We start from the raw sequence: 24,111 nt of genomic DNA, 5'->3' as shown, positions 1-24,111 counted from the left end.
GTATCGGGGTTACGCCGACTTCGGTTCCAGCCGCCGGAAGCCGACGGCCTCCATCAGCATGTCCTCGTCGGCCATGCCGGCATTGTGGAGCGCGAGAAGGGTCAACGCGATCTCGCGCGCCTCGGCCGATTCGGGGTGGGCTTCGCGTCGTCGGCAGGCCTCGTCGAACACGCGCTGCAAGGTAGCCACTTCGGCCGGCTTCAGCAGGCCACGGTCATAGATGGACTTCGGCATGGCGTTCTCCTGAAGGAGAAGTTAGGGCGCCAATCCTGAATGGCCAATCTTTCCCGAGGCTTGAGTGGTTTCGAACGGAAGCGGCGGTTTGGCTGAGCCAAACCCCCGCCTTGCCATGACGGTTCCCGCAATGCCGTTGCATCAGACCGCGATCTTGCCGCCGCCCTGTTTGGTGATAGCCACCACCGCCGGCCGCACCGGCATGTCGGCCTTGAAATCGGGCCAGCGGGTCGACGGATCCTCATAATAGGAAGGCCGGCCGAAGCCATCCCAGTCCTCACCGCCATCGCCCGGATGCTGGACGGCGACAAAAGCGGTCTGGTCGTCGGGCGCAAACAGCGGTCCGCACATCTCGGCGCCGATCGGCACGCGGAAGAACAGCTTCGACGTCGCCCGCGCCGCACCTTCCGTGTCGACCGCCCACAGGCCGTCGGTGCGGCCGGTGGCCTTCGGGCCCTGGCCGTCGGTGGCGACCCACAGGCGGCCGGCCGAATCGACCGCGCAATTGTCTGGCATGCCGAACCAGCCATTGGCGGTGGTTGCCGTCGAGAAGGTGGCGCCGACATCGGCCACCGAGGGGTCGCCGCACTTCAACAGCACTTCCCACTTGCCCTTGCTGGCGGTGAAGTCGCCATCGGCCTCGGCGATCTCGATGATGTGGCCGAAGGCGTTGTTGGCGCGCGGATTGGCGGCGTCGACCTGGTCGGCCTTGCGCTTGGAGTTGTTGGTCAGCATCACATAGACCTTGCCGTTGACGCCGTTGGGCTGGATGTCCTCGGGACGGTCCATCTTCGTGGCGCCGAGCAGGTCGGCGGCGCGGCGCGTCTCGATCAGCACGTCGGCCTGGCTGGCGAAGCCGTTCTCGGCCGTCAGCGGGCCCTGGCCGAAGACGATCGGCAGCCATTCGACCGTGCCGTCCTCGGCGAATTTGGCGACATGCAGCGTGCCGTCGTCGAGCAGGTCCTTGTTGGCGGCGTGGTCGTTGGCGTTGAACGTGCCCTTGGTGACGAATTTGTAGACATAGTCGAAGCGCTCGTCGTCGCCGAGATAGAAGACGACGCGGCCATCCTTGGCGACGATCGATTCGGCGCCCTCATGCTTGAACCGGCCCATGGCGGTGCGCTTCCTCGGCACCGAGTTCGGATCGTTGACGTCGACCTCGACGATCCAGCCGAAGCGGTTGGGCTCGTTCGGCTCCTTGGCGAGGTTGAAGCGGTCGTAATGCGCACCCCATTCATAGGCGCCTTCCGGAATGCCGAGCCGCTTGTAATTGGCGGCCTCCTTGTGGCCCTCCGGCAGTTCGCCAGAGAAATAGCCATGGATGTTCTCCTCGGCCATGACATAGGTGCCCCAGGGGGTGACGCCGCCGGCGCAGTTGTTCACCGTGCCGAAGACCTTCGTGCCCGACGGATCGGCATTGGTCTTGACGCGGTCGTGACCGGCGACCGGGCCCGACAGCGCCATTTCCGTGTTGGAGGTGATGCGGCGGTTGAGCTTGCCGTCGCGCACGACCTGCCATTTTCCGCCGTCCTTGCGGATCTCGACGATGGTGCCTCCATGCGCGGCCATCTCGATATCGACCTGCTCCTTGCTGAGCGGCGCCAGCTCGGGCTCTTTCTTGCCGTCCTTCTCGACGATCTTGACGATGCCCGGGAACATCAGATGCGGGTTGGTGTATTCGTGGTTGACGACGAGCAGGCCGTGCTCGGCCGAGCCGTCGATCGGGATGTAGCCGACATAGTCGTTGTTGTAGCCGAACTGCCTGGCCTGCGCCTCGGCCGACTGTTTCGTCGGGTCGAAGTCAGGCGAATCGGCAAACATGGGATCGCCCCAGCGCAGCAGCACGTCGGCGTCGTAGCCCGGCGCCACATGGTGCTTGTCGTCGATGCCGGCCTCGAGTTCGTCGAACTTGAAGGCGGAGCCTTCGGCGGCGCGGGCGTCGTCGGCGGCAACCAGCGCCAGCGGGCTGACGGTGGCCGCGATCGCCGCGACGGCGAGCGAGCCGGTCAGGAAGCCGCGGCGCGAGAACCGCGCGGCGATGATCTCGCCCATGGTCCGGTTGTCGGTCGGGTTGATGGCCGGTCCGTCGTTTTCCTCGAGCAGGCTGGTGCGGAATCGGGCGTCGGGGGAGCGGTGTTCGGTCATGAAGGGCCTCTGGCTTTGGAGTGGCTGGGCTTGGGTACCTGTCCGACCCGCTTACGGCAGGCCGATCACATTTTCGTGACATCATACCTGACCGCGGTGCGTAGCGCGGCTGTTGTTCACATGCGGACTGGGACTTTGGTCCAATCTGGCGCTTTCAAAAGTCCTGGAGGATAAACGCAACGGTCGGAGGCCGCTTCCGGCCACCAGGTCTTTCGGCGATGCTGGTTGCCTTGCAACGTTGAGGATGGGCGCGCCGGCTCTATCGACGGAGATCAGCATGCACGGATCGATCAGGAGCCGTTGCCGCCGGCTGGCGCCCGCATTGGGCGGCGCCCTGGCGCTGGCGATGGTTCCCTGCCAGATCGTTCTGCACGGTTGTGTCCCCGGTATCGGCGCGGCCAGCGCGCATGCCGCCAAGGGCGGCAATGGCGGCGGCAAGGACAGCAACGGAAACAGTGGTAGCGGCGGCAACGGTAATGGGGACGGCGCCAACGGCGGGAACAGCGACGGCGGCAATTCCGGCAAGGGCCAGACCGACAAGGGCCAGATAGACAGGGGCGGGACAGAAAGGGGCACGAGCCATGTCGACCCCAAGACCGGCGACAAGGTCGACACGGACGGCGGGAAGATCACCGTCCAGCACCCCAACGGCATGACCGAGGAGATAGAGAACGGCCGTTTCAAAATGCTGGACGCGCTCGGCCGCACGATCATCGACCGTCGGGCCACACCGGCCGATGTCAGCCGTCTCAAGGCCTTGTGAAGCCGGTCAACAGGCAACGGCCGGTTTCACACGTCACCCCCGCCGCCCCCCGGCGGGGGTGACACAGTTTTTCTCACGCCGGGCGATCGCAGGCGAGGCAGTGCCCGTCAGCGGTCTCTCTCGCGGTCGCGGAACTCACGCATCAGCAGGGCCGCCTCGGTGCGGTTTCTCACGCTCAGCTTCGACAGCACCCCGGTCATGTGGTGCTTGACCGTCTTCTCCTGGAGTTCCAGGCGCAAGGCGACTTCCTTGTTGCTCAGCCCCTCCGCCACCAGCCGCAGGATTTCCGTCTGCCGCGCGGTGAGTTGCCGCAGCCTGTCCGCAGTGGCATTGGCGGGCCGCGGCGCCTGGAGATCGGACAGCAGCCGCGCCGACAATGTCGGCGAAAGATAGCTCTCTCCGGCCGCCACGTCATGCAGGATATCGGCGAGCGCGCGTGAGCCGACGCCTTTGAGGACATAACCGCGCACCCCGGCGTTGAGGGCTCCGGTCACGTCGGCATTGGCCTCCGAGACAGTCAGCATGACGATCTTCTGGGCGGGGTATTCGGCAAGGATGCTTGCGACCGCGGCTAGACCGCCGCCCGGCATGGAAATGTCGAGCAGCAATATGTCGGGCCGCACCGTCGCGGCGATGCGTTCGGCATCCTGCGCGGTCGCGCCCTCGCCGACCACCTCGAAGCCGCCGATCTCCGACAGGCTGCGCGTCACACCTTCGCGAAACAGCGGATGGTCATCGACAATGGCGATGCGGATGGCGCCGATCATGCTTGCTCCTCGACCGACAGGCTGATCACCAGCCGCGTGCCTTGCGCCCCGGTCAAGGTCTCGAACTGGCCACCGATGCTTTCGACCCGCTCCCTGAGGCCCGCCAGTCCCAGCCCCTCGGCCCGTGCCGGATCGAAGCCCGGCCCGCCATCCGAAACTTCGACGAAAAGCCTGCCGTTTCGCATGCCGGCGCGCACCGCCTGATCCTTGCCGCGTCCGTGGCGAAAGGCATTGTTCAGGCCCTCCTGCACGAAGCGGTAGATGCTGATCTTCTCGGAGGGGCCGGGCTCGGGCAGATGTTCGGGCAGCGTCAGCGCCACCGACGTTCCCGTCCGGCGCTCGTGTTCCTCGACGGCCAGCCGCAATATGTCGGTCGCGGCGGCCGTCTCTATCTGTGGCAGCACCAGACCGGTGCAGATGCCGCGTATCTCCCGCATCGCTTCCTCGAGCGTCTTGCGGATCATCGCCACTTCGGCTGGGCTTTCACCGTGACCGGAAAAGGCCGGACTGTCCAGGCGCAGCGCCGCCAGCGCCACGAGCTGGGCCGGCCCGTCGTGAAGGTCGGCGCCGATCCGGCGCAGATATCTTTCGTTGAGCGCGGTGGCGCGGCGGGACGCCCGCTGCACGCGGTGCCGCAAGGCACTGTTCTGCGTCACCAGGCCTTGCAGTTCAGACACCTGCCGGCGCAGCGCTCCGCGCTGATCGTCGATCGTGCGGCTGCCGCGTAGCACGATGCCCGACAGAAGAATGAACGCCGTCAGGGTGGTGCCGGCCACGATCAGCCAGCTCGACTGCAGGGTGGAAGCCAGCGTGGCCTTGAAATCGTCGGCGACCTCGTAGAACTCGGTCACGGCCACCACGTCGCCCGACCAGGGTTCGCGCACCGGATTGTAGATTTCGAGCAAGGGGACGCCGACGGCTTTCTCCTTGCTCTCGTTCTCGTCGAATGTATCGAACTGGGCCACGACGCTGCCCTTGAAGGCCGCTCGCAGATTGTCGCTGAGGTCGAAGCGGCGACCGGTCAGGCTTGCGTCTTTCGCGTAGAGCACGGTGCCGTCGCGGCGCCAGAGCCTGAACGACACCAGGCGTTTGCCGAGAGCGCCCTGGCCGAGCGTCTCGTCGAGCGCCTGTCTGACGGACGCGCTGAGCTGCTCGCTCTTGCGCAGGTCGGGCAGCAGCGGGGCGATCACGCTGTCGACATAGAGTGCGGTCGTGGCGGCCGAATTGCGGATGACACCGTCGCGGATCTGCATCGTCACCCAGGATCCCACCACCAGCATGACGGCGAGCAGGCAGAAGCCGCCGGCGACCAGGAACTGGAGAGCAAGGGAAAGCTCGCTCCAGCGCCGCGCCAAGTTCTGAAGAAGACGAATCATGGGCCCCTGACCGCCCTTTGTCGACAGGCTGGGCGACATCGGCACATTGAGCTTCAGTCCGGCGGTTGCCAAGACCTCCATTGGAAGGACGTCGCTTGACGTTCCGCCGCGCTTCGGAAACAAGGTCCGCTGCCACATGCGGCCCAAGCCGCTTCGAGGGGGAGGGAACATTGAGTTTTTCGGGACTGCTGCAGCTCGGTTTTTCGACCGTGATCTTCCTTCTGGCGGCCACCGCCGCCAAGCAATGGGGGCTGGCGCCGAGCCTGGGCAAGATCCTTTTGACGCTTGCGCTCTATTCCCTTGGCAATCTGATCATGCTGCGGCTGATCCGCGAGTTCGGCATGTCGGTCTCGTTCAGCCTCTCGGCGGTCATCCAGCTGGTCTCGGTCAATGTCGTGGCGCTGGTGTTCTTCGGCGAGCGCGTCAATGCGCTGCAGGCGACCGGCATCGTTCTGGCGATCGCGGCCGTGGCGCTGATCACGCTCGGACCCTATCTGCAGGGGCGATGACAAAAGATGACGGCCGCGATACCGGTCCTATGAAGGGCACCGCCGAGACCCTGCTCAACCGGATCGAATTTCCGGTCCTGCTGGCCGGCCTGATCATCGCCGGCGGCCTGTGGGGCTTCGTCGAGCTGATGGAGATGGCGCGCGCCACCGCGCCGCACGGGTTCGACACCGAGATCCTGCTCGCCTTCCGCCAGGCGGGCCAGCCCGGCATTCCCATCGGCCCTCCCTGGCTCGAAGGCGCGGTGCGCGACATCACCAGCCTCGGCAGCGCCAGCGTGCTGGTGCTTATCACGACGGCGGCGATCCTCTACCTCCTGCTGATCCGCAGGCCGGGGACCGCGCTTCTCGTCTTCGTCGCCGTGGCCGGCGGCCAGGTCCTGTCGAGCCTGCTGAAACTCGGGATCGACCGGCCCCGGCCCGAACTCGTTTCGCATCTGGTCAACGAGACGTCGCTCTCATTCCCGAGCGGTCACGCCATGCTTTCGGCGGTGACCTACCTGACGCTCGGTTCGCTTGCCGCGCGCTTCCTGCGTGGCCGGGCAACGAAGGTCTACGTTTTGTCGCTAGCCGTGCTGGTCACGGTGCTGGTCGGCGTCAGCCGCATCTATCTCGGCGTGCACTGGCCCTCGGACGTGCTGGCGGGCTGGTGCGCGGGCTTCGCCTGGGCGATGCTGTGCTGGCTGGCGGCAAGGCTGCTGCAGCGGCGCAAGATGGTCGACGAAAGTGAGTGATCTCACATGTCTGATATATGCAAAATGATGCTTGAAACATCATGATAAAAGCAATAAACATTATTACCGCAGGCTCAGACATAGGTTTCGACCGATGATCACTGCCGCGCAGATGCGCGCCGCACGGGCGTTGGCCGGTATCGACCAGAAGACGCTCGCCGAGCGTGCCGGTGTCTCGCTTCCGACCATCCAGCGCATGGAGGCGAGCGACGGCGTGGTCAGGGGTGTGGTCGATACGCTGATGAAGGTCATCCAGGCTCTCGACGAGGCCGGGGTGGAACTGATCGGCGAGAACCAGGCCAGCGAGCGTGGCGGCAGGGGCGTGCGCCTCAAGCCCGCCGTGCCGCCGGACCCCAGGACCGAGCCCGCATAAGTCGCGACGGCGACCGCCGACAGTCCTGCCGACGATCCCGCCGCCTTGAAGGTGCGGGTGGCAGTCCATGGATCAGGCGCGTCAGGCAACGTATCGACCGGTCGATCGGCCGGTCCATCATCAGGCAAAGCCGACATTCTCGGAACTGTTCACGCCGAAGCTGGTGACGGTGCTGCGCGAGGGCTACACCTCGGCGCATTTCAAGGCAGACGTCATCGCCGGCCTCACCGTCGCAATCGTCGCGCTGCCGTTGTCGATGGCGATCGCCATCGCATCGGGCGTGACGCCGGAGCGCGGCCTGTACACCTCCATCGTCGGCGGTTTCATCATCTCGGCTTTCGGCGGCAGCCGCTTCCAGATCGGCGGTCCGGCCGGCGCCTTCATCGTGCTGGTGGCGGCGACGGTCGCGCGCGTCGGCGTCGACGGCCTGCTGCTGGCGACGATGATGGCCGGCGTCTTCCTGCTTGCCATCGGCTACCTCAGGCTCGGCACCTACATCAAGTTCATACCCTATCCGGTCACAGTCGGCTTCACCGCCGGCATCGCCGTCATCATCTTCTCGGGCCAGATCGTCGAACTGTTCGGGCTGACCTTGCCGGGCAAGGAGCCCGGCCCGTTCGTGCCGAAGCTGATCGCGCTCGGCGAGGCGGCAGGCACGATCAATCCCGCCGCGACTTTCGTGGCGGTGCTGACCATCGCGACCATCGTGCTTCTGAAGCGCTGGCGGCCGAAATGGCCGGCCATGCTGATCGCCATCGGCCTTGCCTCGCTCGCCGTGGCGCTGTTCGCGCTGCCGGCCGAAACCATCGGCACGCGCTACGGCGGCATCCCGCGCAGCCTGCAATGGCCAGCTCTGCCGCCGGTCAGCCTCGACAGGATGGTCGAAGTGCTGCCCGATGCGATTGCCTTCGCCTTGCTCGGGGCCATCGAATCGCTGCTCTCGGCCGTCGTCGCCGACGGCATGACGGGCCGGCGGCACCGCTCCAATTGCGAACTCGTGGCGCAAGGCTTCGCCAACATCGCGTCCGCTTTGTTCGGCGGCATCTGCGCCACCGGCACCATCGCCCGCACCGCCACCAATGTGCGGGCCGGCGCACATGGCCCGGTCTCAGGCATGGTCCATTCGGGGATCCTGCTGGTGCTGATGCTGGTCGCGGCCCCGCTCGCCAGCTACATCCCACTGTCAGCCCTTGCCGGCGTGCTGGCCGTGGTTTGCTGGAACATGTTCGAGAAACAGGCTTTCGCCACGTTGCTGCGCGCCTCGCGCGGCGATGCGCTGGTGCTGATGGCCACCTTCCTGATCGTCGTCTTCCGCGACCTGACCGAGGGCATTGTCGTCGGCTTCGCGCTGGGCTCCATCCTGTTCATCGACCGCATGGCGAAGTCCGTCGCGGTCGAGGCGGATCTGGCGCAGGACGATGTCGCCGATACCGTCAACGGCGGCTATGATGCCAATGAGGCGAGCGATGCCGACACCGTCGTCTACCGCATCTCGGGCGCCTTCTTCTTCGGCGCCGCTTCGACCGTGGGTAGCGTGCTCGACCGCATCGCTGACCAGCGCCGCAACTTCATTCTCGACTGTTCGGCCGTGCCGTTTTTCGATTCGACAGCGGCCAATGTCATCGAAAGCGCGGCCCGCAAGGCCAGTCGCGCGGGCGTGCGCTTCATCATCTCGGGTGCGTCGCCACGGATACGGCGCATGCTGATCAACCACGGCGTCAAGCCTCCGCTGGTGACCTACGCCGCCTCGGTCCGCGACGCGCGGGCGCGTTTGAGGCGGGCGGCTTCCACGGCCTGAACAGCCCGGCCAGCCGCCGCACGCGGCGCGCCTCTCCCAGGGCGTACGCGGCACGGCGTGATCGATCTAAGCGACGCCTTGATCCGAACCGTAAATCGCCCGGATGCGATCGAGGATCCGCCGACGCTCATCGCCGGTCCACTCGTGGAAATCAAAGAGCTCCGTGTAGACGAAGCCCATCAGCGCCAGATAGGCGACGAGGGCATCGTCCGGCCGGTCCCCCTTGCGCATGGCATCGAGGTCCTCCGCCGTCCAGTCGCGCATGGTCTGCTGCACGGAATCGTCGTGCGACATCGACGCGCTGACCGCCACCGCCACTGCCCTGTCGGTCTCGTCGAAGACTTTCTCCGAGGCCGCGATGCGTCCGAAAAGCTCGGGGTGGGGCGTTTCGGCCGCCCGCTCGACGCATTGCTGCACATAGGCTTTATCGGCGGCCACGCGCCTGTCGATCAAAGCCGCGATCAGCGACCTCTTCGATTTGTGGTCGTAAACCACCGTTGCCTTGCTGACCCCGGCTTCGCGGGCGACGGCGTCGATCGAAAGCCCTGCCGCGCCGAGCCGGACGACCACGCGTTCGGCGGCATCGAGAATGTCATCCCTCGACGTCCTGCGATTTCGTCCCATACCGGCCTCCTCTGTCTTGAAAGATTTACGAACGATCGTATATAAAATCAAGTATCAGAACGATCGTTTGGAAATCCCGGCAGATTCATATGCGTTACAATCCCTGGCTGGTCCTCGTGGCCGTTATGCTGGCATTCACTCCCGTTGTCATCGACATGACGATTCTGCATGTGGCGGTGCCCTCATTGACCCTGGCGCTCGGCGCCACGGGCAACGAGGTGCTCTGGATCATCGATATCTATCCGCTGGTGATGGCTGGATTGCTTGTGCCGATGGGAACATTGGCCGACCGCGTCGGATATCGCCGCATGCTGCTCGTCGGCCTCGCGATCTTCACCGTGGCATCGACCGCCGCCGCTTTCTCGCCGACCGCTTCTGCCCTGATCGCCTCACGCGCGGCGTTGGGCATTGGATCGGCGATGATCATGCCCAACGTGCTCGCGCTCATCCGTCAGGCCTTCGACGACGATGCGGAACGCGCGACGGCGCTCGGCATCTGGAGCGTCGTCGGCATGGCCGGCGCCGCCATCGGGCCGCTGGCGGGTGGTGTCCTGCTGGAGCATTTCTGGTGGGGTTCGGTGTTCCTGGTCAACGTGCCTGTCATGCTCGCCGTCATTCCGATGGTGTGGATGCTGGTCCCGTCGGCTCCGGGTCGCGCGGATGCAGTCTGGAAGCCGGGGCAGGCGATCCTGCTGATCGCCGGCCTCATCCTGGCCGTCTACGGCGTCAAGACCGGCTTCAAGGCCGGATTGAACGCCGCCTTCATCGCTTCCTTCGTGCCCGGCGTGCTTCTTCTTGCCTGGTTCGGCCGCATACAGGCGAAATCGGCGACCCCGATGCTCGACCTTTCGCTGCTGAGAATGCCGGCCATTGGCGTCGGGCTGCTGATGGCATTCGTGGTCAGCGGCTCGCTGGCGGGGTTCGAACTCGTCCTTGCGCAGGAGCTCCAGTTCGTCATGGGCAGGAGCCCCTTGCAGGCGGGCATCTTCATGCTGCCGCTCGTCGCGGCGGCGGCCGTGGGCGGCCCGGTGGGCGGAAAACTGGCGGCGCGGTTCGGCCTGCGCGCGGTCGCCTCGATCTCCATGGCTTCGGCCGCCTTGTCGCTGACGGGCCTGTCGTTCGTCGACTTCGGCCGTGACTATGTCCTTGTGGCGACTTTTCTGGCGACGCTGGGCTTTTCCCTGGGTGTCGGACTGCTGGCATCGTCGATCGCGATCATGGGCAGCGCGCCGAAGGAGAAGGCCGGCGCGGCCGGCGCGCTCGAGAGCACGGGATATGAGCTTGGTGGCGGTCTGGGCGTGACCGGATTCGGCGTGCTCGTGAATTCGGTCTTCCGCTCGGCCTATTCAGACCATGCGCCGTCGGGTTCGGGGGCCTGGAACTCTATCGGCGAGGCAATGGCGGAAGCCCACAGACTGGGCGGCGACACCGGCGGCCGGATCGCGGCGCTGGCGAGGGATTCGTTCGTCGCGGCTCACGACAGCGTCCTGCTCATCGTCGCCATTCTGACAGCGGCTCTCACTGTCGCGGTTTTCGTGGCGTTGAAGAGCATTTCCGGCTCCTCGACTGGCGTCCACTGACGGCCTATCGGTTGAGCGATCTCGGGCCGCTGACGAAGGCGCTTCCCCTGGCATAGAAGCGCAGCAGCCGGTCGGCATCCTTGGTGATGCCGATCCTGATGCTCTCTCCGACCGCGCCGGCGTCGTGGCCGTCATCGGCCAGCCAGATCGGGCCTTCGCGGCAGAGATCGAGCCCGTCGAGCGAGCGATCGATGCGCAATGCCGCTGCCAGCCGTCCGGGCCCCCGCGCCAGGTCGCGCAAGCGTTCGACGCCACGGTTCAGCCGCATGATCGCGATGCCGTCGAGCGGCTCCAGCGCCCGGATCAGAACACCGGTGCCGACACCGGGCGCTTCGCTCGAGACATTGAGCATGAAGGACGTGCCGTAGGCGAGGTAGACGTAGGCATGCCCCGGCCCGAGGAACAGCGAGCGGTTGCGCGCCGTCATGCCCCTGAAACCATGCCCGGCGGCGTCGCCGACGACATAGGCCTCGGTCTCGACGATGCGGCCGCTCAGGATACCTTCCGGCAGTTCGCGCACCACCAGCCTGCCGATGAGGTAGCGGGCAAGCGCGGCCGTATCATCGGGCAGTTCGGAACGGGCGAGCGGGCGGCGCGGCGTGCTCATGGGCGCGAAGCCTCATGGCATCCGCTCGACCCATTGCGCCCGCGAGGGTCCGGGCTCGAACGGGTCGGCGAAATACTGGGTCTCGTGGGCCACCTTGCCATCGCGGAACTCCATGATGCTGACGGTGAAGGACGGCCGCCCGTCATAGGCCAGGATATATTCCGTCACCCAGAGGCTGCCCGCGCCGGTGATGCGGCGCACCGTGAAGCGCTTGCGGTTCGGCTGCGCGACGCGCGACGCCTGGATGTCGCGCCGCCCGCGGATGCGCTCGCCCGATTGCGGATAATCGAGCACGGCGTCCTCCCGGTAGATGTCGTGCTCGACCTCGAAGTCGCCGGCCTCGGAAGCAGCCCAGTGGCGATCCAGGGCGGCCCGGATCTCGTGGTCTTCCATGTCGAACTCCGTCGCTATCGTGCGTGATGCCGCGCATCATAAGCCGGCCGCTCCCCGACCTTCCAGCCCTAGGCCCCCGTGTGGCGCAGCGCCTCGACGATTACCGTGAAAGCCGGCGAGTTCTGCCGCCGGGTCGGATAATAGAGGTAGTAGCCGGAAAACAGCGGACACCATTCGTCGAGCAACGGCACCAGGTGCCCGGCCTTGACCGCGCCGGCCGCCATATTCTCCGGAACGTAGGCGATGCCTAGCCCGCTCACGGCGGCGTCGATCATCGGGATCGTCGAATTGAAGGTCAGCTGTCCGTCGACGCGCACCCTGAGCTCCCGCCCGTCTCGGGCGAATTCCCAGGCGTAAAGGCCGCCGGCCCGCGACTGGCGATGGTTGATGCAGTCGTGCCGGACGAGATCCTGCGGCGTGCTGGGCGCCGGATGACGGGTGAGGTAGGCCGGGGAGGCGACGACGACCAGCCGCCAATCCGGGCTGATGCGGACGGCGATCATATCCTTGTCGACGCTCTCGCCCAGCCGCACGCCGGCGTCGAACCGTTCCTCGACGATGTTGCGGAAGCCGTTGTCGATGTTGAGTTCGACGCGGATGTCGCGATAGCGCAACAGAATCGGCTTCAGCTTCGGCCAGACGGCCCAGTCCAGCGCATGATCGGAGAGCGTGATCCGCACCGTGCCGGAAGGCTTGTCGCGAAACGCCATCAGCGCATCGATATCGCTCTCGATATCCTCGATGCGCGGCGACAAGGCATTGAGCCGCCGCTCCCCCGCTTCCGTCGGCGCCACGCTGCGCGTGGTCCGGGTCAGCAGCCGCAGCCCGAGCCGCGCCTCGAGCTGCTTGATGGTATGGCTGAGCGTCGGCTGCGAGGTTCCGAGCTTCGCCGCCGCCTTGGTGAAGGAGCGTTCCTCGGCCACGGCCAGGAACCAGAGCATGTCGTTCAGGTCGTCGCGATTCATCACCTCGATCCCATTCATATCAAGAATGAATAAGTCCATGTGAATTGCAACGGCTAATCGCAGCAGTCCGGACGGTCTACATAGCCGCCAACGAAATCGTTGGAGGGCCCCCGCCGGGCGGGCCAGGACGCGTGGAAACCACCTATGACAGCCAACTGGTCGAAGCGCCCGGCGCCTGGGGCGCGGTGACCTGCCTTTCGCTGCTCACCTTCGTGCTGGTGGCATCGGAGTTCATGCCGGTCAGCCTGCTGACGCCCATCGCCACCGAACTGGCCATCACCGAGGGGCAGGCCGGCCAGGCGATTTCCATCTCGGGATTCTTCGCCGTCGCCGCCAGCCTGTTCGGCAACGCGCTGCTTGCGAAGCTGGACCGGCGGATGGTGGTTCTGGTCTATACAGCCATCCTCGTAATCTCCGGCCTGGCGATCACCTTCGCGCCGAACTACCTGGTCTTCATGCTCGGCCGTGCGCTCATCGGCGTGTCGGTCGGCGGCTTCTGGTCATTGTCCACCGCCATCCTCGCCCGCATCGTCTCGCGCCGCGACCTGCCCAGGGCGATCGCCATGCTGCAGGGCGGGACCGCGTTCGCCACGGTCATCGCCGCGCCGCTCGGGAGTTTTCTCGGCGCCCTGATCGGGTGGCGTGGCGCCTTCTTCATCGTCGTGCCGATCGGGCTTGCCGCCATCGTCTGGCAACTCGCGGTCCTTCCCCGCATGCCCGCCGGACAAGCTGCCTCGGCCGGCCGCATGTTCGGCCTGCTCTCCAACCGCGCATTCGCAATCGGCATGGCGGCCACCACGCTCGCCTTCATGGGGCAGTTCTCGCTCTCCACCTACCTGCGCCCCTTCCTCGAAGGCATCACCGGCCTCGATGTGACCGCGCTGTCGATGGTCCTGTTCGGCCTCGGGCTGGCTGGCCTCGTCGGCACGTCGCTGGTCGGCTTTGTCCTGCGCAGGCAACTGGGCGCCGTATTGATCGGCCTGCCGGCCGCGTTGGCGACCATCGCGCTGCTGTTGATCGCGCTTGGTCCTTTCGCCGCCGCGACAACCGTCCTGTTGCTGCTGTGGGGATTGTTCACCACGCCTGTTCCCGTGGCCTGGAACACCTGGATGACCAGGGTGATTCCCAGCGATCTCGAGGCAGGCGGCGGATTGCAGGTGGCGCTGATCCAGTTCGCCATCACTTTCGGTGCATTCGCCGGCGGCCTGCTGTTCGACACCGTTCGCGCTGGCCGCCCTGCTTCTGACAGGCTCGACGCTCTTCGCCGTCGCTGCGGCGAACGCGCTGCGGGCGAGCCACCGGGCGTGAGACGAAATCCATTCCACGCCGCGCATCACAGCGGCAACTCATAGGAGACATCCCATGCGAGGCACCGTTCTCTACAGTCCCGGCGACATCCGTTGCGAGGAAGTGGCCGATCCCGAAATCCTGCTGCCGACCGACGCCATCGTGCGGCTGTCGGCGACCTGCGTCTGCGGCTCGGACCTGTGGCCCTATCGCGGCCTGCAGCCGGTCGGCGCCCCCACCCATATGGGCCACGAGTATTGCGGCATCGTCGAGGAGGTCGGCAGCGAGGTCCGTGCGATCCGCCCCGGCCAGTTCGTGGTCGGGTCGTTCGCGACCTCCGACAACACCTGTCCCAATTGCCGCAACGGTTACCAGTCGTCCTGCCAGCACCGCACATTCATGAGCGGCGCCCAGGCGCCGTTCCTGCGCGTGCCACTGGCCGACGGCACGCTGGTGGCACTGCCGGAACAGCCCCCCGCCGACATGGTGCCAAGCTTTCTCGCCACTTCGGACGTGCTTGGCACCGGCTGGTTCGCCGCTGATGCGGCCAATGTCAGGGCAGGCTCGACGGTTGCGGTCGTCGGCGACGGAGCGGTCGGTCTGCTCGCTGCGCTCTCCGCCAGGCAGATGGGCGCCGAACGCATCATCGTCATGAGCCGGCACGAGCAGCGCCAGAAGCTCGCGCTGGAATTCGGCGCCACCGATATCGTCACCGAGCGCGGCGAGGAGGGTGTCGCCCGCATCCTGGACATGACCGGGGGCATCGGCGCGGATTCGGTGCTCGAATGCGTCGGCACCCAGGAATCCATGCAGCAGGCGATCGGTTCGGCCCGCCGGGGCGGCTATGTCTCCTATGTCGGCGTCCCGCACCAGGTGCGGCTGGACGGCCAGCAGCTGTTCTTCGCCCATGTGCATCTGCACGGTGGCCCGGCGCCCGTACGTCGCTACCTGCCAGAGCTGATCGGCCTCGTCACCGAGGGCAGGATCAATCCCGGCAAGGTGTTCGACCTTGTCCTGCCGCTGGAACAGGTGGCGAAAGGCTACAAGGCCATGGACGAGCGCCGCGCCATCAAGACGCTGCTGCGGGTGTAACCGCCACCGCGCGCGATGTTAGCGGTGCTCAGTCGAGCTTCAGCGCCGCCACTTCGCCCTCGTTCATCAGCGGCACATAGAGGATCGACGTGCCGTCGGTGCCGATGTCGGCGCTGCCTGGCTTGAAATGCGCCACCGCTTCCGGCGTGCCGCCGGTGCGGTAGCGGTAGAGCGTGCCAGTCATGTAGGCCGTCGCATAGATGGTGTCGCCAATGGCGATGACCCCGTCGAGGTCAGCGAATTTCTGCGCGCCCGGCAGCGGCGTCACCGCCTTGCTGGCGAGGTCGACCGACAGCAGTCCGCCGGGTTCTGCCGTGCTGAAGTCGGGCTTGATGCCTTTGCCCCAGGAAGCGACGATCAGCCGGTCGCCATCGGCGAAGACGCCGTTGGGCGAAGCCAGCAGCGGATCCCTCACGAACAGTTCCGGCGTGTCGCCGTCGATGCGGTAGATCGTGTCGGCCAGCATGTCGCTGACATAGACCTTGCCTGAGGCGTCCGATGTCATGTCGTTGAGGAAGACGGCATTGGGCACCGCGATGCTGGCGACGAGCTTGCCGCTGGCGAGATCGACGACTCGGACCTTGGTGATGTCGGCGACGTAGAGCTTGCCGCCCGATATCGCCATGCCCTTGGGGGCGTCCATTCCGTCAGTCCAGTGCTGTGTCAGCGTCTTGCCACCGAGCGACAGCACACTGAGGTAGCCGTTGCCATCCACGTCGCCCGGATTGCCGACGATGTTGGAGACGATGATGCGGTTGTTGGCGGCGTCGAACAACGCCGATTCCGGTTGCTCGAGGCCGGTCGCGCGCCAGAGTTCGCTGGCCTGGGCAGGACCTGTCGCCGCGATGGCGATGGCGGCGATGAAGGCCGAGGGGGTGAAACGTTTCATGGCTGTTCTCCTGTGATGCCGGCGGAAGAGCTATGATTTCCGATACTTCTCGGGAAGGCTGATTACCTCTAGTATCGGATATCGATACGAAACTGCCGGCAAGAGGTGCATGTCATGAATGGCCCGATCTTCGAGGCGCTGAAGCGGACGCTGAAGGCGAAGGGCGTCACCTATCGCGAGCTTGCCGAGCGCATGGGTGTTTCCGAGCCGACCGTGAAGCGCATCTTCCACGAAAAGAACTGCAAGCTCGACCGGTTGGTGGAGATCTGCGCCGCCGCCGGCGTCGAACTGGAAAACGTGCTTGGCTCGATGAACAGGGGGCCGGGCCCGGTCAATCACATCGCGCCCGAAATCGAGCGCCGGCTCGCTGGCCGGCCGGCGCTGCTGTTTGTCTTCGTCATGCTGTCGGAAAAATTCACGCCCGAGGGCATCATGCGCTCGCATGGCCTGAGCGAGGCCTCGATGTTTCTCTACCTGCGCGACCTCGAGGAACTGGGGTTGATCGCGATCGGGCGCGGCCTGTCGGCGAAATTGCTGGTCGAGACGCCGATCCAGTGGAATTTCGAAGGACCGCTCAGGCCACTGTTCGAGATGACCAACAAGAATTTCGTCGGCTGGGCCATCACCCATATCGAGAAGGAGGCGACCTTCGTCAGCTTCTCCAGGCGCATGCGACCGGAGACCGCGCAGATGGTGCGGCGCGAGGCCGAGGACCTGGCCGATCGCGTCAGGCTGCTGGCGCATCACGACCAGCACACCACGCCGGAGGATGGGCTGGTCGGCTTCAAATGGACGTTTGCCTTCGGGGCGACCCCGTTTCAGGCGATCATGCCGATCGGTCCGCACCCGCGCGATGCCGGCGCCAGGCCGGCCACACCGGACGCGGCGATGCGCCGCCGCCCGCTGCCGGCCTGACCGGACCAGCCGTCCGGCGACAATGCCGATGATCGGCGGCGGCACGCCGGTCGGTTAACCGCAGCCGGATGCCAGCAGGCAGATGGCCATGATCGTCGGCCCGCCACGGCGGTGACGCCATATCCTGGCGCGCCGTGGGGCCGGGTTCCGCCGGTGACGCGTCCTCGCGAGAGCCCGGATCAGGGTCCCGTTCGACGCACGGTCAGCCATAACAGGTCTCGGCGACGCCGGCCTGCGCCTTGCCGGCCGCCTGCGACTGCAGCACGGAGCCGCCGATCGAGGCGGCCTGACCGGCAATGACCCCACCATTGCCAGCCAGGCCGCCAAGGCCCCCCGCCATCGACAGCACGCCGCCGAGCAGGGCCGCATTGGTCTGCGCCTGCGCCGCTTTTTTGGCGGCTTCGGCGCAGGCCGTTTCCTTTGTCGGTTTGTTTCGAACCTTCTCGCCGCCGGTCGTGCTTGAGACCTGGGATGCGTTCTTGTCAGCCTGACCTGTCTGGCAGGCTGCCAGTGCGATGGTCAGCGCCAGGAGGATTGCCGTTCGCATGCCGGCTCTCACGGTCGAGCCTTGCGAACTGGTTGCTTGCGGCCGTGATTGTCCGTCGCCGCGTGGCCCAATGCGGTCGACAGCAGATAGACCCGCGCGTTGAAGCCGGCCGAAGCCAGCTCGGACAGCGCTTCCAGCAATTGCATGCGAAACATCGAACCCCTCAATCACCGCCGCCGCGGCTCCCGATCGCAACTGCGCCGCAACCTAGGGGCATCGGAGGGAGCCAACTTGGACAGAACGGCCCTCAAAACGCCCGGAACGGCCCTGTATTGACGTTTTGCGGGCCGCATCGCATATGACCGCGCTCCTGGCATGGGGGTGCCGATGACTGCGACGAAGGGGCCGTCAGCCTCGTTCAGATTGACGACGGAGACGTTTCCCGAGCGGGATCGCGTCGAGATTACGCGCGAGGTTTATGGGCGCACGGTCCTGAAGGTCGATCTCGACCCGCTGGCGCCGGCGCTGATCGATATGCAGGTGCGCGCGCTGCCGGGTCTCGGTATCGCGACCGGCTATTCCTCGGAGTTCCGGGTTCACCACACGACATCGCTGATCGACAGCGACGACCTCGTTCTTCTCGCCGCCCTCGATGGCGGCAGCCGGATGAAGCATCGCGGCCGCGAGGAGGAGGTCGACAACGGACAGGCGCTGTTGATGAGCGGCGAGGAGGTCGGCCTCAACCTGATCGGTCCCGGCGGCTTTCGCTTCGTCAACATCAGTTTCTCGCGCAAGCAGCTGTCGCCGCTGATCGGCGATGAAGCCGCGATCTTGATGCGGCCATTGCCGACGCGAACCGGGGCGATGCGACTGCTGCTCGATTATGTCCAGTCGATCCAGCAGGTCGGTGACGAGCTGTCCGCCGAGGTCTGGCACGTGGCCTCGACCCATATTTTCGACCTTGCCGCCCTGGCCATGGGAGCGACAAGGGACGCGGCTGAAATCGCGCGCGGGCGCGGCGTCGGCGTTGCCCGGCTGCGCGCCATCAAGGCCGATATCGTCACCCATGGCGGCCATGTCGGCCTGTCGGCGCAGGACGTGGCCGCGCGCCACGGCTTGTCCGACCGCTATGTGCGCAAGCTGTTCGAAAGGGAGGGCGCGTCCCTGATCGACTTTATGATGAACCAGCGGCTGGTGCGCGCGCACCGCATGCTCACCGATCCGCTCCACGCCGGGCGCAGTATCACCGCCATCGCCTTCGAGGCCGGCTTCAACGATCTGTCGTATTTCAACCGCGCGTTCCGCCGCCGCTACGACGCCACGCCCTCGGACGTGCGCTCCGGGGGCCGCCGGCGCTGACCCTCAGACATCCCTGATTGCGCTGTCGACGGCCCGCGCAGCGTCATCGCGGGCGGATCGTCGAGCCCTTGGGAAACCCGCCGTCAGTAGTTGGCGCCGCCGCCGCAATCGCATTCCGCCTCGCTCGCCCGATCGTTCCAGGCGCTGCCGACATAGGAATAGCTTCTGTTGGAGCGAAAATGATGGCCGCCACGATCCACATGCTCCCAAAGCGTGATGGTGCAGCCTGGCGCGACCTTGAACGATGAGACCTGGTCGTTCCATGACCGATCGTAGATGAAGCGATGAATGCCGTCCGATACGCCGACATCGGGCGGATTGATCATTTTCATGTCGTCGCCGCTCCCCAGCGTCCAATGAGAGCCGCCGAAATCCCGGTTTTGGTAGATCGTGCATGTCCGGCTTGCGGCCTGGGCCGCGCCTGCCGGCATGACGGCGGCAAGACCCGCCACGAGAAGGCACAGGTTCATCCGTTTCATATTCCCCTCCAGCCCGGTTTCGACAAGTTCGGAAAATATAAGAAGCGTGACGTCAAGCAGATGCTGTCGGCAGGAAGCTCAGCCAGCTGGCATCGACCCAGTATAGGACGCACCATGACAAGGAATGCCGTCAGATGACGGGGCGGATCCGCAGGAGCAACTTGCTTGCGACAGAGATTACCGTATTTCCAACGAAGCAACAAACGGCAATTTTGATGCGCGGCTCGCCGTCGATCTTGCCGACGGCCGCACTTGCGCGACTATCGGGCCGAGGCCGGGCGATACCAATTGACGGGCAAGGTGCCGATTGTGCGGGCGATCATCGTTGCCGCGAAGAAGCCCGACAGGATTGCGTTGGGCAGGTCGAAGGTCGGGGTCTGCGCCAAAGCGGGATTGACCCCCAGTGCGACCCCGCTGGCGTAGCGGAAGACGATGATGGCGACGATCAGCGCCAGCGGCAGCCAGTCGCCTTGCAGCGCCAGCCTTCCGTCCTCCAGCAGCCTTGCCGGCCTGCGCCGTGCCATGGCCGCGCCCGCAAAGGCGCCGGCGACCGCCCCGCAGGCGACACCGAGCAATCCGGCCGCCGAAATGCCGGAGACGACGAGATTGTGGAAGGCAAGACCGGTAATGAGCACCGGCAGGACCAGCAGGCGCCAAGGCGAGACGACGCGGTCGCGGGTGCGGTTCCAGCCGACGAACAGGCCATAGGCGATCAAGGGCCAAACCCATAGCGGGGTGTGTGCAAGGATATCGCCCATGCCGGGCATCTGGGCCGCGGTCTCGGCGAAAGCGTCCTTTGCCTGCGCGGTGCCACCCAGCGACGGCAACAGGCCGGCGGCAAACAGCAGCGGGATCGCTTTGCTTGCGAGGGCCGGGCGGATAGTCTGGATGCGGGGGCGAACAAACATTGCGTGGCTCCATCTTTGGTTGAAGGCGTTCCGCAAGCGCGGTATCGCTGCGGTTGGCAAACACCATGCGGAGCCGGCGGCGGCGCCTCAAATGCATCTTCGGCAAGGGACGAATGGCTACGTGAACGGCGCGCTGTTGCATTCCACGCTTCGCGAAATGCAGGCCTTGCTGCTCTCGCCACGCTTCTGGGGCGCGCTGCTGGCGGTATCGGCGATACTCGGCCTCACCGGGCCCTTCGGCACATTGCAGCAGCTCGATGCCTTGCCCCGCTTCGCCTACTGGCTGGCATTGGCCTTCGCTACCTTCACTGCCGGTTATCTCACGATGCGGCTGACGCTCGCCGTCGTGTTTGGCTCCACGGGCTCCCGCCCGCTGCGCAGCGTCGTCGCCGGCATGGTCGCCGGAGCGCCGGTGACGGCGATCGTCGTGCTGTTCAATCACCTGCTGTTCGGCGGTCCGTTTCCGTCGGCCGCCGCCCTCGGAGCGCTGTTCGTCAATTGCGGCCTGATCGCGGTCGCCATCTCGTTCCTGGTCGCCATCGGCAGGAGCCCTCAAGGCTTGGCCGCGAAGCCGGTCGAACCGGCCACCGCTGCTCTGCCGCCTGTCCCCACCGCACAGCCGTCACCGCCACCTGAGCCGGCGCGGCCGCCCCTGATCGATCGCCTGCCCCACGCGGCGCGCGGAAAACTGCGCTATCTCTCCATGCAGGATCACTATGTCGACGTGCACACCGACAAGGGGTCGGCGCTGGTGCTGATGCGGTTTGCCGATGCGCTGCGCGAGGTCGGCGATGTCAAGGGCGTGCAGATCCACCGATCGCACTGGGTGGCGCTCGACGCGGTCGCCGGCAATCGGCGCAAGGACGGAAAACTGTTCCTGAAACTGGCTAACGACGTCCTGCTTCCGGTCAGCCGGTCCTATGCCGGCGCGGTGCGCAAGGCCGGGCTTGCCTGATCAGCCGGAAACGGGCGCGCCGGCTTCGCCGGTGGGACCGGCCAGATCGTCGCGCGCCTTGCGGGCGAGCTTCTTGGTCTGATGCTTCGGGCTGTCGCCGAACAGGTCCGCGGCCTCGGCAAGACAAGCTTTCCTCAGGCTCTTTTCCGAACGCTTCAGCAGCTTGCCCAGAAGCTTCGTATCCTCGTGCGGCCCGAGCGGCTCGTCGTCGGCCTCGAGTAGTGCACGCATGACGAACACGTCATGCAGCTCGCCGAGCCGCTCGCCCAGCGCGTCGACCGCCTTGCGCCGCGCCTTGATCGGCGTCGGCCAGAGCCGGCCGAGCAGCGACAGGTGCATGCCATGTGTCTTGGCCGCCTTGCGCAGATCGTGGAAGTCGTCGGCTTCGCCGCGCGAGCCGGCCTTGTCGAGCGCTTTCCTGGCCCGCCGCAAGGTGGCGCGGGCGCCGTCGGCCAGCACGTCCGCCGCCTGCTCCGGCTGGTCGGGCAAGGCCAGGCTTTCGATGCGCTTCATGCCGTCTTCGCAGGCGCTGGTCGCCGCGCCGATCGCGGCCTGGAGCCCGGCGCCTTCGTGCAGGTCATGCTGGCGCGCGATCAGCCGGTCGCGCACAGCATCGAGGCCGCCATCGGCGCTGTCCTTGGGAAAAGCCGCTGCGAGCCGGTCTAGGGTCTCGATCAGCGCGGTCGCTTCGCGCGGGCCGGCAAGCAGCGCCGCCACATTGCGATAACACTGGTTTTCGGTAGCGCAGAATGTTTCGTCCCCGGAATGAACCAGGCGTAACAAGGCGCGCGCGCTCTTCAGCCGCTTGCGGCATTTGTGCAGCCCCTGGTCCGGCCGGGTCCGCGCGGCATCCAGATGCAGCAATGCCTTGCCGATTTCCTCGGCAAGGATGCGCCTGACCTCGCCGGTCAGCGGCAGGCGCGGATCGATGCGAAAGCTCATGCGGCGATCTCCGGAATCCCCCCGAGGGCGAGCGACGCGTTGTAGAATTTCTGCTCGCCGGTAACTTCCCGGCCGAGCCAGTCAGGCAGCATTTCGTCCGGAACATCATCCGGAGTCTCGAGCTCGGCCACCACAAGTCCCGCCAGCGCGCCGCCAAAGACATCGACTTCATAGAGATAGCCGCGATGCCTAACATGGTGACGTGTCTTCTCGATGACACGGCCAATGGCGAAATCCAGCATCTCCACGGCCTCGTCCAGCGGGATCGGATATTCGAACTCGTCGCGCTCTCGCGCACTGCTGCCGAATTTGAGCGTCAGCCTGGCGGATGCGCCGTCGCTGATGCGGATGCGGACGGTTCGCCCGGGCGCGGTGGCGAGATAGAACTGGATCATGCGGATATCCGCCTCGACCAGATCCCGCCATGCGGTGCTGGAAACAAGGAACTTACGCTCGACTTCCTTACCCATGGCTGCGCACTAAAGCGGTTGCCGCGGGCGAAGGCAAGCCGGTCGCGAACACAAGTTGACTTTAATCAATCGATTGATTAAAGTCATTGGCATGATCAACCCTCCTGATGCCAAAAGCCCCCGCCGCGAGCCGTCGCCTGCGGATCTGACGCGTGCAGCGCTGGTGCGGGCGGCGCTGAAGCTGTTCGGACGGCAGGGTTTCGACGGCACCTCGACGCGCGAGATCGCCGCCGAGGCGCAGGCCAATATCGGCTCGATCGCCTATCATTTCGGCGGCAAGGAAGGCCTGCGCGCTGCGGCGGCCGACTACATCGTCGAGACCATACAGACGGTTGCCGGCCAGGCACTGGGCGGCAACCAGGCACTCGGCGCCGGGCAGGCCGGGCCGGCAAGCGATGCGGAGACGGCCCGCGCGCAGCTCTTCGCGGCGCTGGAGCGGATGGTAGGCTTCATCGTGGCGCAGCCGCAGGCCGGCGAGATCGTGCAATTCGTGCTGCGCGAGCTGTCGCATCCGACGGCCGCGCTCGACCGCATCTATTCCGGCGTCTTCGAGCCGACGCATCGCCGGCTGTGCATGATCTGGGAACAGGCGACCGGCGAGCCGGCCGAGAGCGAACGCACCCGGCTCACCGTGTTCACGCTGATTGGCCAGGTCATCTATTTCCGCATCGGCCGCGAGGCGGTGATGCGCCGCATGGGCTGGCACGACATCGGCACCGCCGAGGCCGCCAAGGTGGTGGCGGTCACATCGGACAATCTCAGCGCCATATTGGCCTCCCGGACAGGGTCAAACCCCCGGATTGGATCGAAATCATGAGTTTCCTCTGCTCCCTGCCGCTTGCCGCCCAGCTTTTTGGCGCCTGCGCCCCCGCCGCTCCCCTCGCCGTCGGCTATGTCGAGGGCGATTATGTGCTGCTGGCGCCGATCGAGGTGGCGCAGGTCGAGACGGTCACCGTCAAGCGCGGCGATCGCGTCACGCCCGGCACCACGGTGGTGACGCTGGAAAGCGCCGATGCCAGGATCGCGGTGGCGCAGGCGCAGGCAAGCCTCGCCCAGGCGCAGGCGCAGCTGGCGGACCTTCAGGTCGGCAAGCGGCCGGAGGAAATCGCCGCCCTGAAAGCGCAGGTCGACATGGCCAAGGCGCAGGCCGACGACGCCAAGCGCAAATACGACCGTGCCGCCGACCTGTTCAAGCGCGGTACCGGAACGCAGGCCGACTACGACACCGCCTCGGCGACGCTGGAGACGGCAAATGCCCAGGTCGGACAGGCTGAGGCCAATCTCGCCGTCGGCGGCCTGCCGGCGCGCCCCGAGACGATCAAGGCCGCCGACAACCAGGTCAAGCAGGCGCAGGCCGCGCTGGAGCAGGCCGAGTGGCGGCTGTCCAAGCGCACGCTGGCGGCGCCCTCGCCCGGCCGCGTCAACGACGTCATCCGCAATCCCGGCGACACGGCGGGCCCGAC

Annotated in this window: 27 protein-coding genes and 1 pseudogene; 13 read left to right on the top strand and 15 right to left on the bottom strand. The window is 66.1% G+C overall.

Translation table 11 applies throughout. The features are described 5' to 3' along the window. Positions 1 to 9: 9 nt before the first annotated feature. Positions 10 to 234 carry a hypothetical protein gene (locus J0I79_RS19385; protein ID WP_292862362.1) on the bottom strand — a complete coding sequence of 75 codons (225 nt, stop codon included), beginning with the start codon at positions 232 to 234 and terminating at the stop codon, positions 10 to 12. A 141-nt stretch (positions 235 to 375) separates the two neighbouring features. After that, the gene (locus tag J0I79_RS19380) at positions 376 to 2,379 is read right to left on the bottom strand and encodes a PhoX family phosphatase (protein WP_292862359.1); all 2,004 of its coding nucleotides are present in this window, start codon (positions 2,377 to 2,379) and stop codon (positions 376 to 378) included. A 277-nt stretch (positions 2,380 to 2,656) separates the two neighbouring features. Here J0I79_RS19380 and J0I79_RS19375 point away from each other — a divergent pair, with 277 nt between their 5' ends. Beyond that, complete coding sequence (locus J0I79_RS19375; protein ID WP_292862356.1) at positions 2,657 to 3,142, top strand: hypothetical protein; 486 nt, start codon at positions 2,657 to 2,659, stop codon at positions 3,140 to 3,142. A gap of 107 nt (positions 3,143 to 3,249) precedes the next feature. On the opposite strand, the gene J0I79_RS19370 is transcribed toward J0I79_RS19375, so the two are convergent. Next, the gene (locus tag J0I79_RS19370) at positions 3,250 to 3,909 is read right to left on the bottom strand and encodes a response regulator transcription factor (RefSeq protein WP_292862354.1); all 660 of its coding nucleotides are present in this window, start codon (positions 3,907 to 3,909) and stop codon (positions 3,250 to 3,252) included. Next, positions 3,906 to 5,285 carry a sensor histidine kinase gene (locus J0I79_RS19365; protein ID WP_292862351.1) on the bottom strand — a complete coding sequence of 460 codons (1,380 nt, stop codon included), beginning with the start codon at positions 5,283 to 5,285 and terminating at the stop codon, positions 3,906 to 3,908. Before J0I79_RS19365 ends, J0I79_RS19370 begins: the two co-directional genes overlap by 4 nt. A 170-nt stretch (positions 5,286 to 5,455) precedes the next feature. On the opposite strand from J0I79_RS19365, the gene J0I79_RS19360 reads away from it, so the two are divergent. The 4 genes from J0I79_RS19360 to J0I79_RS19345 all read left to right on the top strand — a co-directional run bounded on the left by J0I79_RS19360 (position 5,456) and on the right by J0I79_RS19345 (position 8,696). After that, positions 5,456 to 5,794 (top strand): hypothetical protein, encoded by a 339-nt coding sequence (locus J0I79_RS19360; RefSeq protein ID WP_019862242.1) that lies wholly within the window; start codon positions 5,456 to 5,458, stop codon positions 5,792 to 5,794. Positions 5,795 to 5,823: 29 nt separating this feature from the next. After that, positions 5,824 to 6,525, top strand: a complete 702-nt coding sequence (locus tag J0I79_RS19355) for a phosphatase PAP2 family protein (RefSeq protein ID WP_292862392.1) — start codon at positions 5,824 to 5,826, stop codon at positions 6,523 to 6,525. A gap of 94 nt (positions 6,526 to 6,619) precedes the next feature. Next, positions 6,620 to 6,898 carry a helix-turn-helix transcriptional regulator gene (locus tag J0I79_RS19350; protein WP_292862338.1) on the top strand — a complete coding sequence of 93 codons (279 nt, stop codon included), beginning with the start codon at positions 6,620 to 6,622 and terminating at the stop codon, positions 6,896 to 6,898. 67 nt (positions 6,899 to 6,965) lie between these two features. Continuing rightward, positions 6,966 to 8,696 (top strand): SulP family inorganic anion transporter, encoded by a 1,731-nt coding sequence (locus tag J0I79_RS19345; RefSeq protein ID WP_292862335.1) that lies wholly within the window; start codon positions 6,966 to 6,968, stop codon positions 8,694 to 8,696. Between the two features lie 66 nt (positions 8,697 to 8,762). Here the strand turns inward: J0I79_RS19345 and J0I79_RS19340 are convergent, their stop codons facing one another. Next, the gene (locus J0I79_RS19340) at positions 8,763 to 9,320 is read right to left on the bottom strand and encodes a TetR/AcrR family transcriptional regulator (RefSeq protein WP_292862332.1); all 558 of its coding nucleotides are present in this window, start codon (positions 9,318 to 9,320) and stop codon (positions 8,763 to 8,765) included. Positions 9,321 to 9,409: 89 nt separating this feature from the next. On the opposite strand from J0I79_RS19340, the gene J0I79_RS19335 reads away from it, so the two are divergent. Then, the gene (locus tag J0I79_RS19335) at positions 9,410 to 10,900 is read left to right on the top strand and encodes an MFS transporter (protein ID WP_292862329.1); all 1,491 of its coding nucleotides are present in this window, start codon (positions 9,410 to 9,412) and stop codon (positions 10,898 to 10,900) included. Positions 10,901 to 10,904: 4 nt separating this feature from the next. Here J0I79_RS19335 and J0I79_RS19330 read toward each other — a convergent pair whose 3' ends face one another. From J0I79_RS19330 to J0I79_RS19320, 3 genes are all read right to left on the bottom strand, one after another. Continuing rightward, positions 10,905 to 11,507, bottom strand: a complete 603-nt coding sequence (locus J0I79_RS19330; protein ID WP_292862326.1) for a DNA-3-methyladenine glycosylase — start codon at positions 11,505 to 11,507, stop codon at positions 10,905 to 10,907. A gap of 12 nt (positions 11,508 to 11,519) precedes the next feature. Next, positions 11,520 to 11,900: a nuclear transport factor 2 family protein gene (locus tag J0I79_RS19325; protein ID WP_292862323.1), complete on the bottom strand. Its 381-nt coding sequence runs from the start codon at positions 11,898 to 11,900 to the stop codon at positions 11,520 to 11,522. Positions 11,901 to 11,968: 68 nt separating this feature from the next. Further along, positions 11,969 to 12,865, bottom strand: a complete 897-nt coding sequence (locus tag J0I79_RS19320) for a LysR family transcriptional regulator (protein WP_292862320.1) — start codon at positions 12,863 to 12,865, stop codon at positions 11,969 to 11,971. Between the two features lie 131 nt (positions 12,866 to 12,996). On the opposite strand from J0I79_RS19320, the pseudogene J0I79_RS19315 reads away from it, so the two are divergent. Both J0I79_RS19315 and J0I79_RS19310 read left to right on the top strand, forming a co-directional pair. Further along, a pseudogene (locus J0I79_RS19315) lies at positions 12,997 to 14,173 on the top strand (MFS transporter). A 54-nt stretch (positions 14,174 to 14,227) separates the two neighbouring features. Then, on the top strand, positions 14,228 to 15,244 hold the full coding sequence (locus J0I79_RS19310; protein WP_292862317.1) for a zinc-dependent alcohol dehydrogenase family protein: 1,017 nt from the start codon (positions 14,228 to 14,230) through the stop codon (positions 15,242 to 15,244). Positions 15,245 to 15,272: 28 nt separating this feature from the next. Here J0I79_RS19310 and J0I79_RS19305 read toward each other — a convergent pair whose 3' ends face one another. Further along, complete coding sequence (locus J0I79_RS19305; protein ID WP_292862314.1) at positions 15,273 to 16,133, bottom strand: ATP/GTP-binding protein; 861 nt, start codon at positions 16,131 to 16,133, stop codon at positions 15,273 to 15,275. Between the two features lie 114 nt (positions 16,134 to 16,247). On the opposite strand from J0I79_RS19305, the gene J0I79_RS19300 reads away from it, so the two are divergent. Further along, positions 16,248 to 17,048: a helix-turn-helix transcriptional regulator gene (locus tag J0I79_RS19300; protein ID WP_292862311.1), complete on the top strand. Its 801-nt coding sequence runs from the start codon at positions 16,248 to 16,250 to the stop codon at positions 17,046 to 17,048. A gap of 202 nt (positions 17,049 to 17,250) precedes the next feature. Here the strand turns inward: J0I79_RS19300 and J0I79_RS19295 are convergent, their stop codons facing one another. Together J0I79_RS19295 and J0I79_RS19290 are read right to left on the bottom strand one after the other, a co-directional pair. Continuing rightward, a complete protein-coding gene (locus J0I79_RS19295; RefSeq protein WP_292862308.1) occupies positions 17,251 to 17,595 on the bottom strand; it encodes a hypothetical protein in 345 nt (114 codons plus the stop codon). 8 nt (positions 17,596 to 17,603) lie between these two features. After that, the gene (locus J0I79_RS19290; protein ID WP_292862305.1) at positions 17,604 to 17,750 is read right to left on the bottom strand and encodes a hypothetical protein; all 147 of its coding nucleotides are present in this window, start codon (positions 17,748 to 17,750) and stop codon (positions 17,604 to 17,606) included. Between the two features lie 172 nt (positions 17,751 to 17,922). Here J0I79_RS19290 and J0I79_RS19285 point away from each other — a divergent pair, with 172 nt between their 5' ends. Beyond that, positions 17,923 to 18,894, top strand: coding sequence for an AraC family transcriptional regulator (locus J0I79_RS19285; RefSeq protein ID WP_292862302.1), 972 nt, complete (start codon positions 17,923 to 17,925; stop codon positions 18,892 to 18,894). 83 nt (positions 18,895 to 18,977) lie between these two features. On the opposite strand, the gene J0I79_RS19280 is transcribed toward J0I79_RS19285, so the two are convergent. Together J0I79_RS19280 and J0I79_RS19275 are read right to left on the bottom strand one after the other, a co-directional pair. Continuing rightward, the gene (locus J0I79_RS19280; protein ID WP_292862299.1) at positions 18,978 to 19,373 is read right to left on the bottom strand and encodes a hypothetical protein; all 396 of its coding nucleotides are present in this window, start codon (positions 19,371 to 19,373) and stop codon (positions 18,978 to 18,980) included. Between the two features lie 260 nt (positions 19,374 to 19,633). Then, positions 19,634 to 20,281, bottom strand: a complete 648-nt coding sequence (locus J0I79_RS19275; protein WP_292862296.1) for a DUF6622 family protein — start codon at positions 20,279 to 20,281, stop codon at positions 19,634 to 19,636. 91 nt (positions 20,282 to 20,372) lie between these two features. On the opposite strand from J0I79_RS19275, the gene J0I79_RS19270 reads away from it, so the two are divergent. Continuing rightward, the gene (locus J0I79_RS19270) at positions 20,373 to 21,236 is read left to right on the top strand and encodes a LytTR family DNA-binding domain-containing protein (protein WP_292862293.1); all 864 of its coding nucleotides are present in this window, start codon (positions 20,373 to 20,375) and stop codon (positions 21,234 to 21,236) included. Here the strand turns inward: J0I79_RS19270 and J0I79_RS19265 are convergent, their stop codons facing one another. Both J0I79_RS19265 and J0I79_RS19260 read right to left on the bottom strand, forming a co-directional pair. After that, a complete protein-coding gene (locus J0I79_RS19265; protein WP_292862290.1) occupies positions 21,237 to 22,178 on the bottom strand; it encodes a CHAD domain-containing protein in 942 nt (313 codons plus the stop codon). It lies immediately after the preceding gene. Beyond that, positions 22,175 to 22,648, bottom strand: coding sequence for a CYTH domain-containing protein (locus tag J0I79_RS19260; protein ID WP_292862287.1), 474 nt, complete (start codon positions 22,646 to 22,648; stop codon positions 22,175 to 22,177). The genes J0I79_RS19265 and J0I79_RS19260 overlap by 4 nt, the downstream gene beginning before the upstream one ends. 91 nt (positions 22,649 to 22,739) lie before the next feature. Here J0I79_RS19260 and J0I79_RS19255 point away from each other — a divergent pair, with 91 nt between their 5' ends. Both J0I79_RS19255 and J0I79_RS19250 read left to right on the top strand, forming a co-directional pair. After that, on the top strand, positions 22,740 to 23,465 hold the full coding sequence (locus J0I79_RS19255; RefSeq protein WP_292862284.1) for a CerR family C-terminal domain-containing protein: 726 nt from the start codon (positions 22,740 to 22,742) through the stop codon (positions 23,463 to 23,465). Next, the coding region (locus J0I79_RS19250) for a biotin/lipoyl-binding protein (protein ID WP_292862281.1) at positions 23,462 to 24,111 on the top strand (650 nt) is incomplete at its 3' end. The genes J0I79_RS19255 and J0I79_RS19250, both read left to right, overlap by 4 nt.

Origin of the sequence: Mesorhizobium sp. (genome assembly GCF_017306585.1) — a bacterium.
Lineage (GTDB): Bacteria > Pseudomonadota > Alphaproteobacteria > Rhizobiales > Rhizobiaceae > Mesorhizobium.
This window is presented reverse-complemented; position numbering and strand designations above follow the sequence as displayed.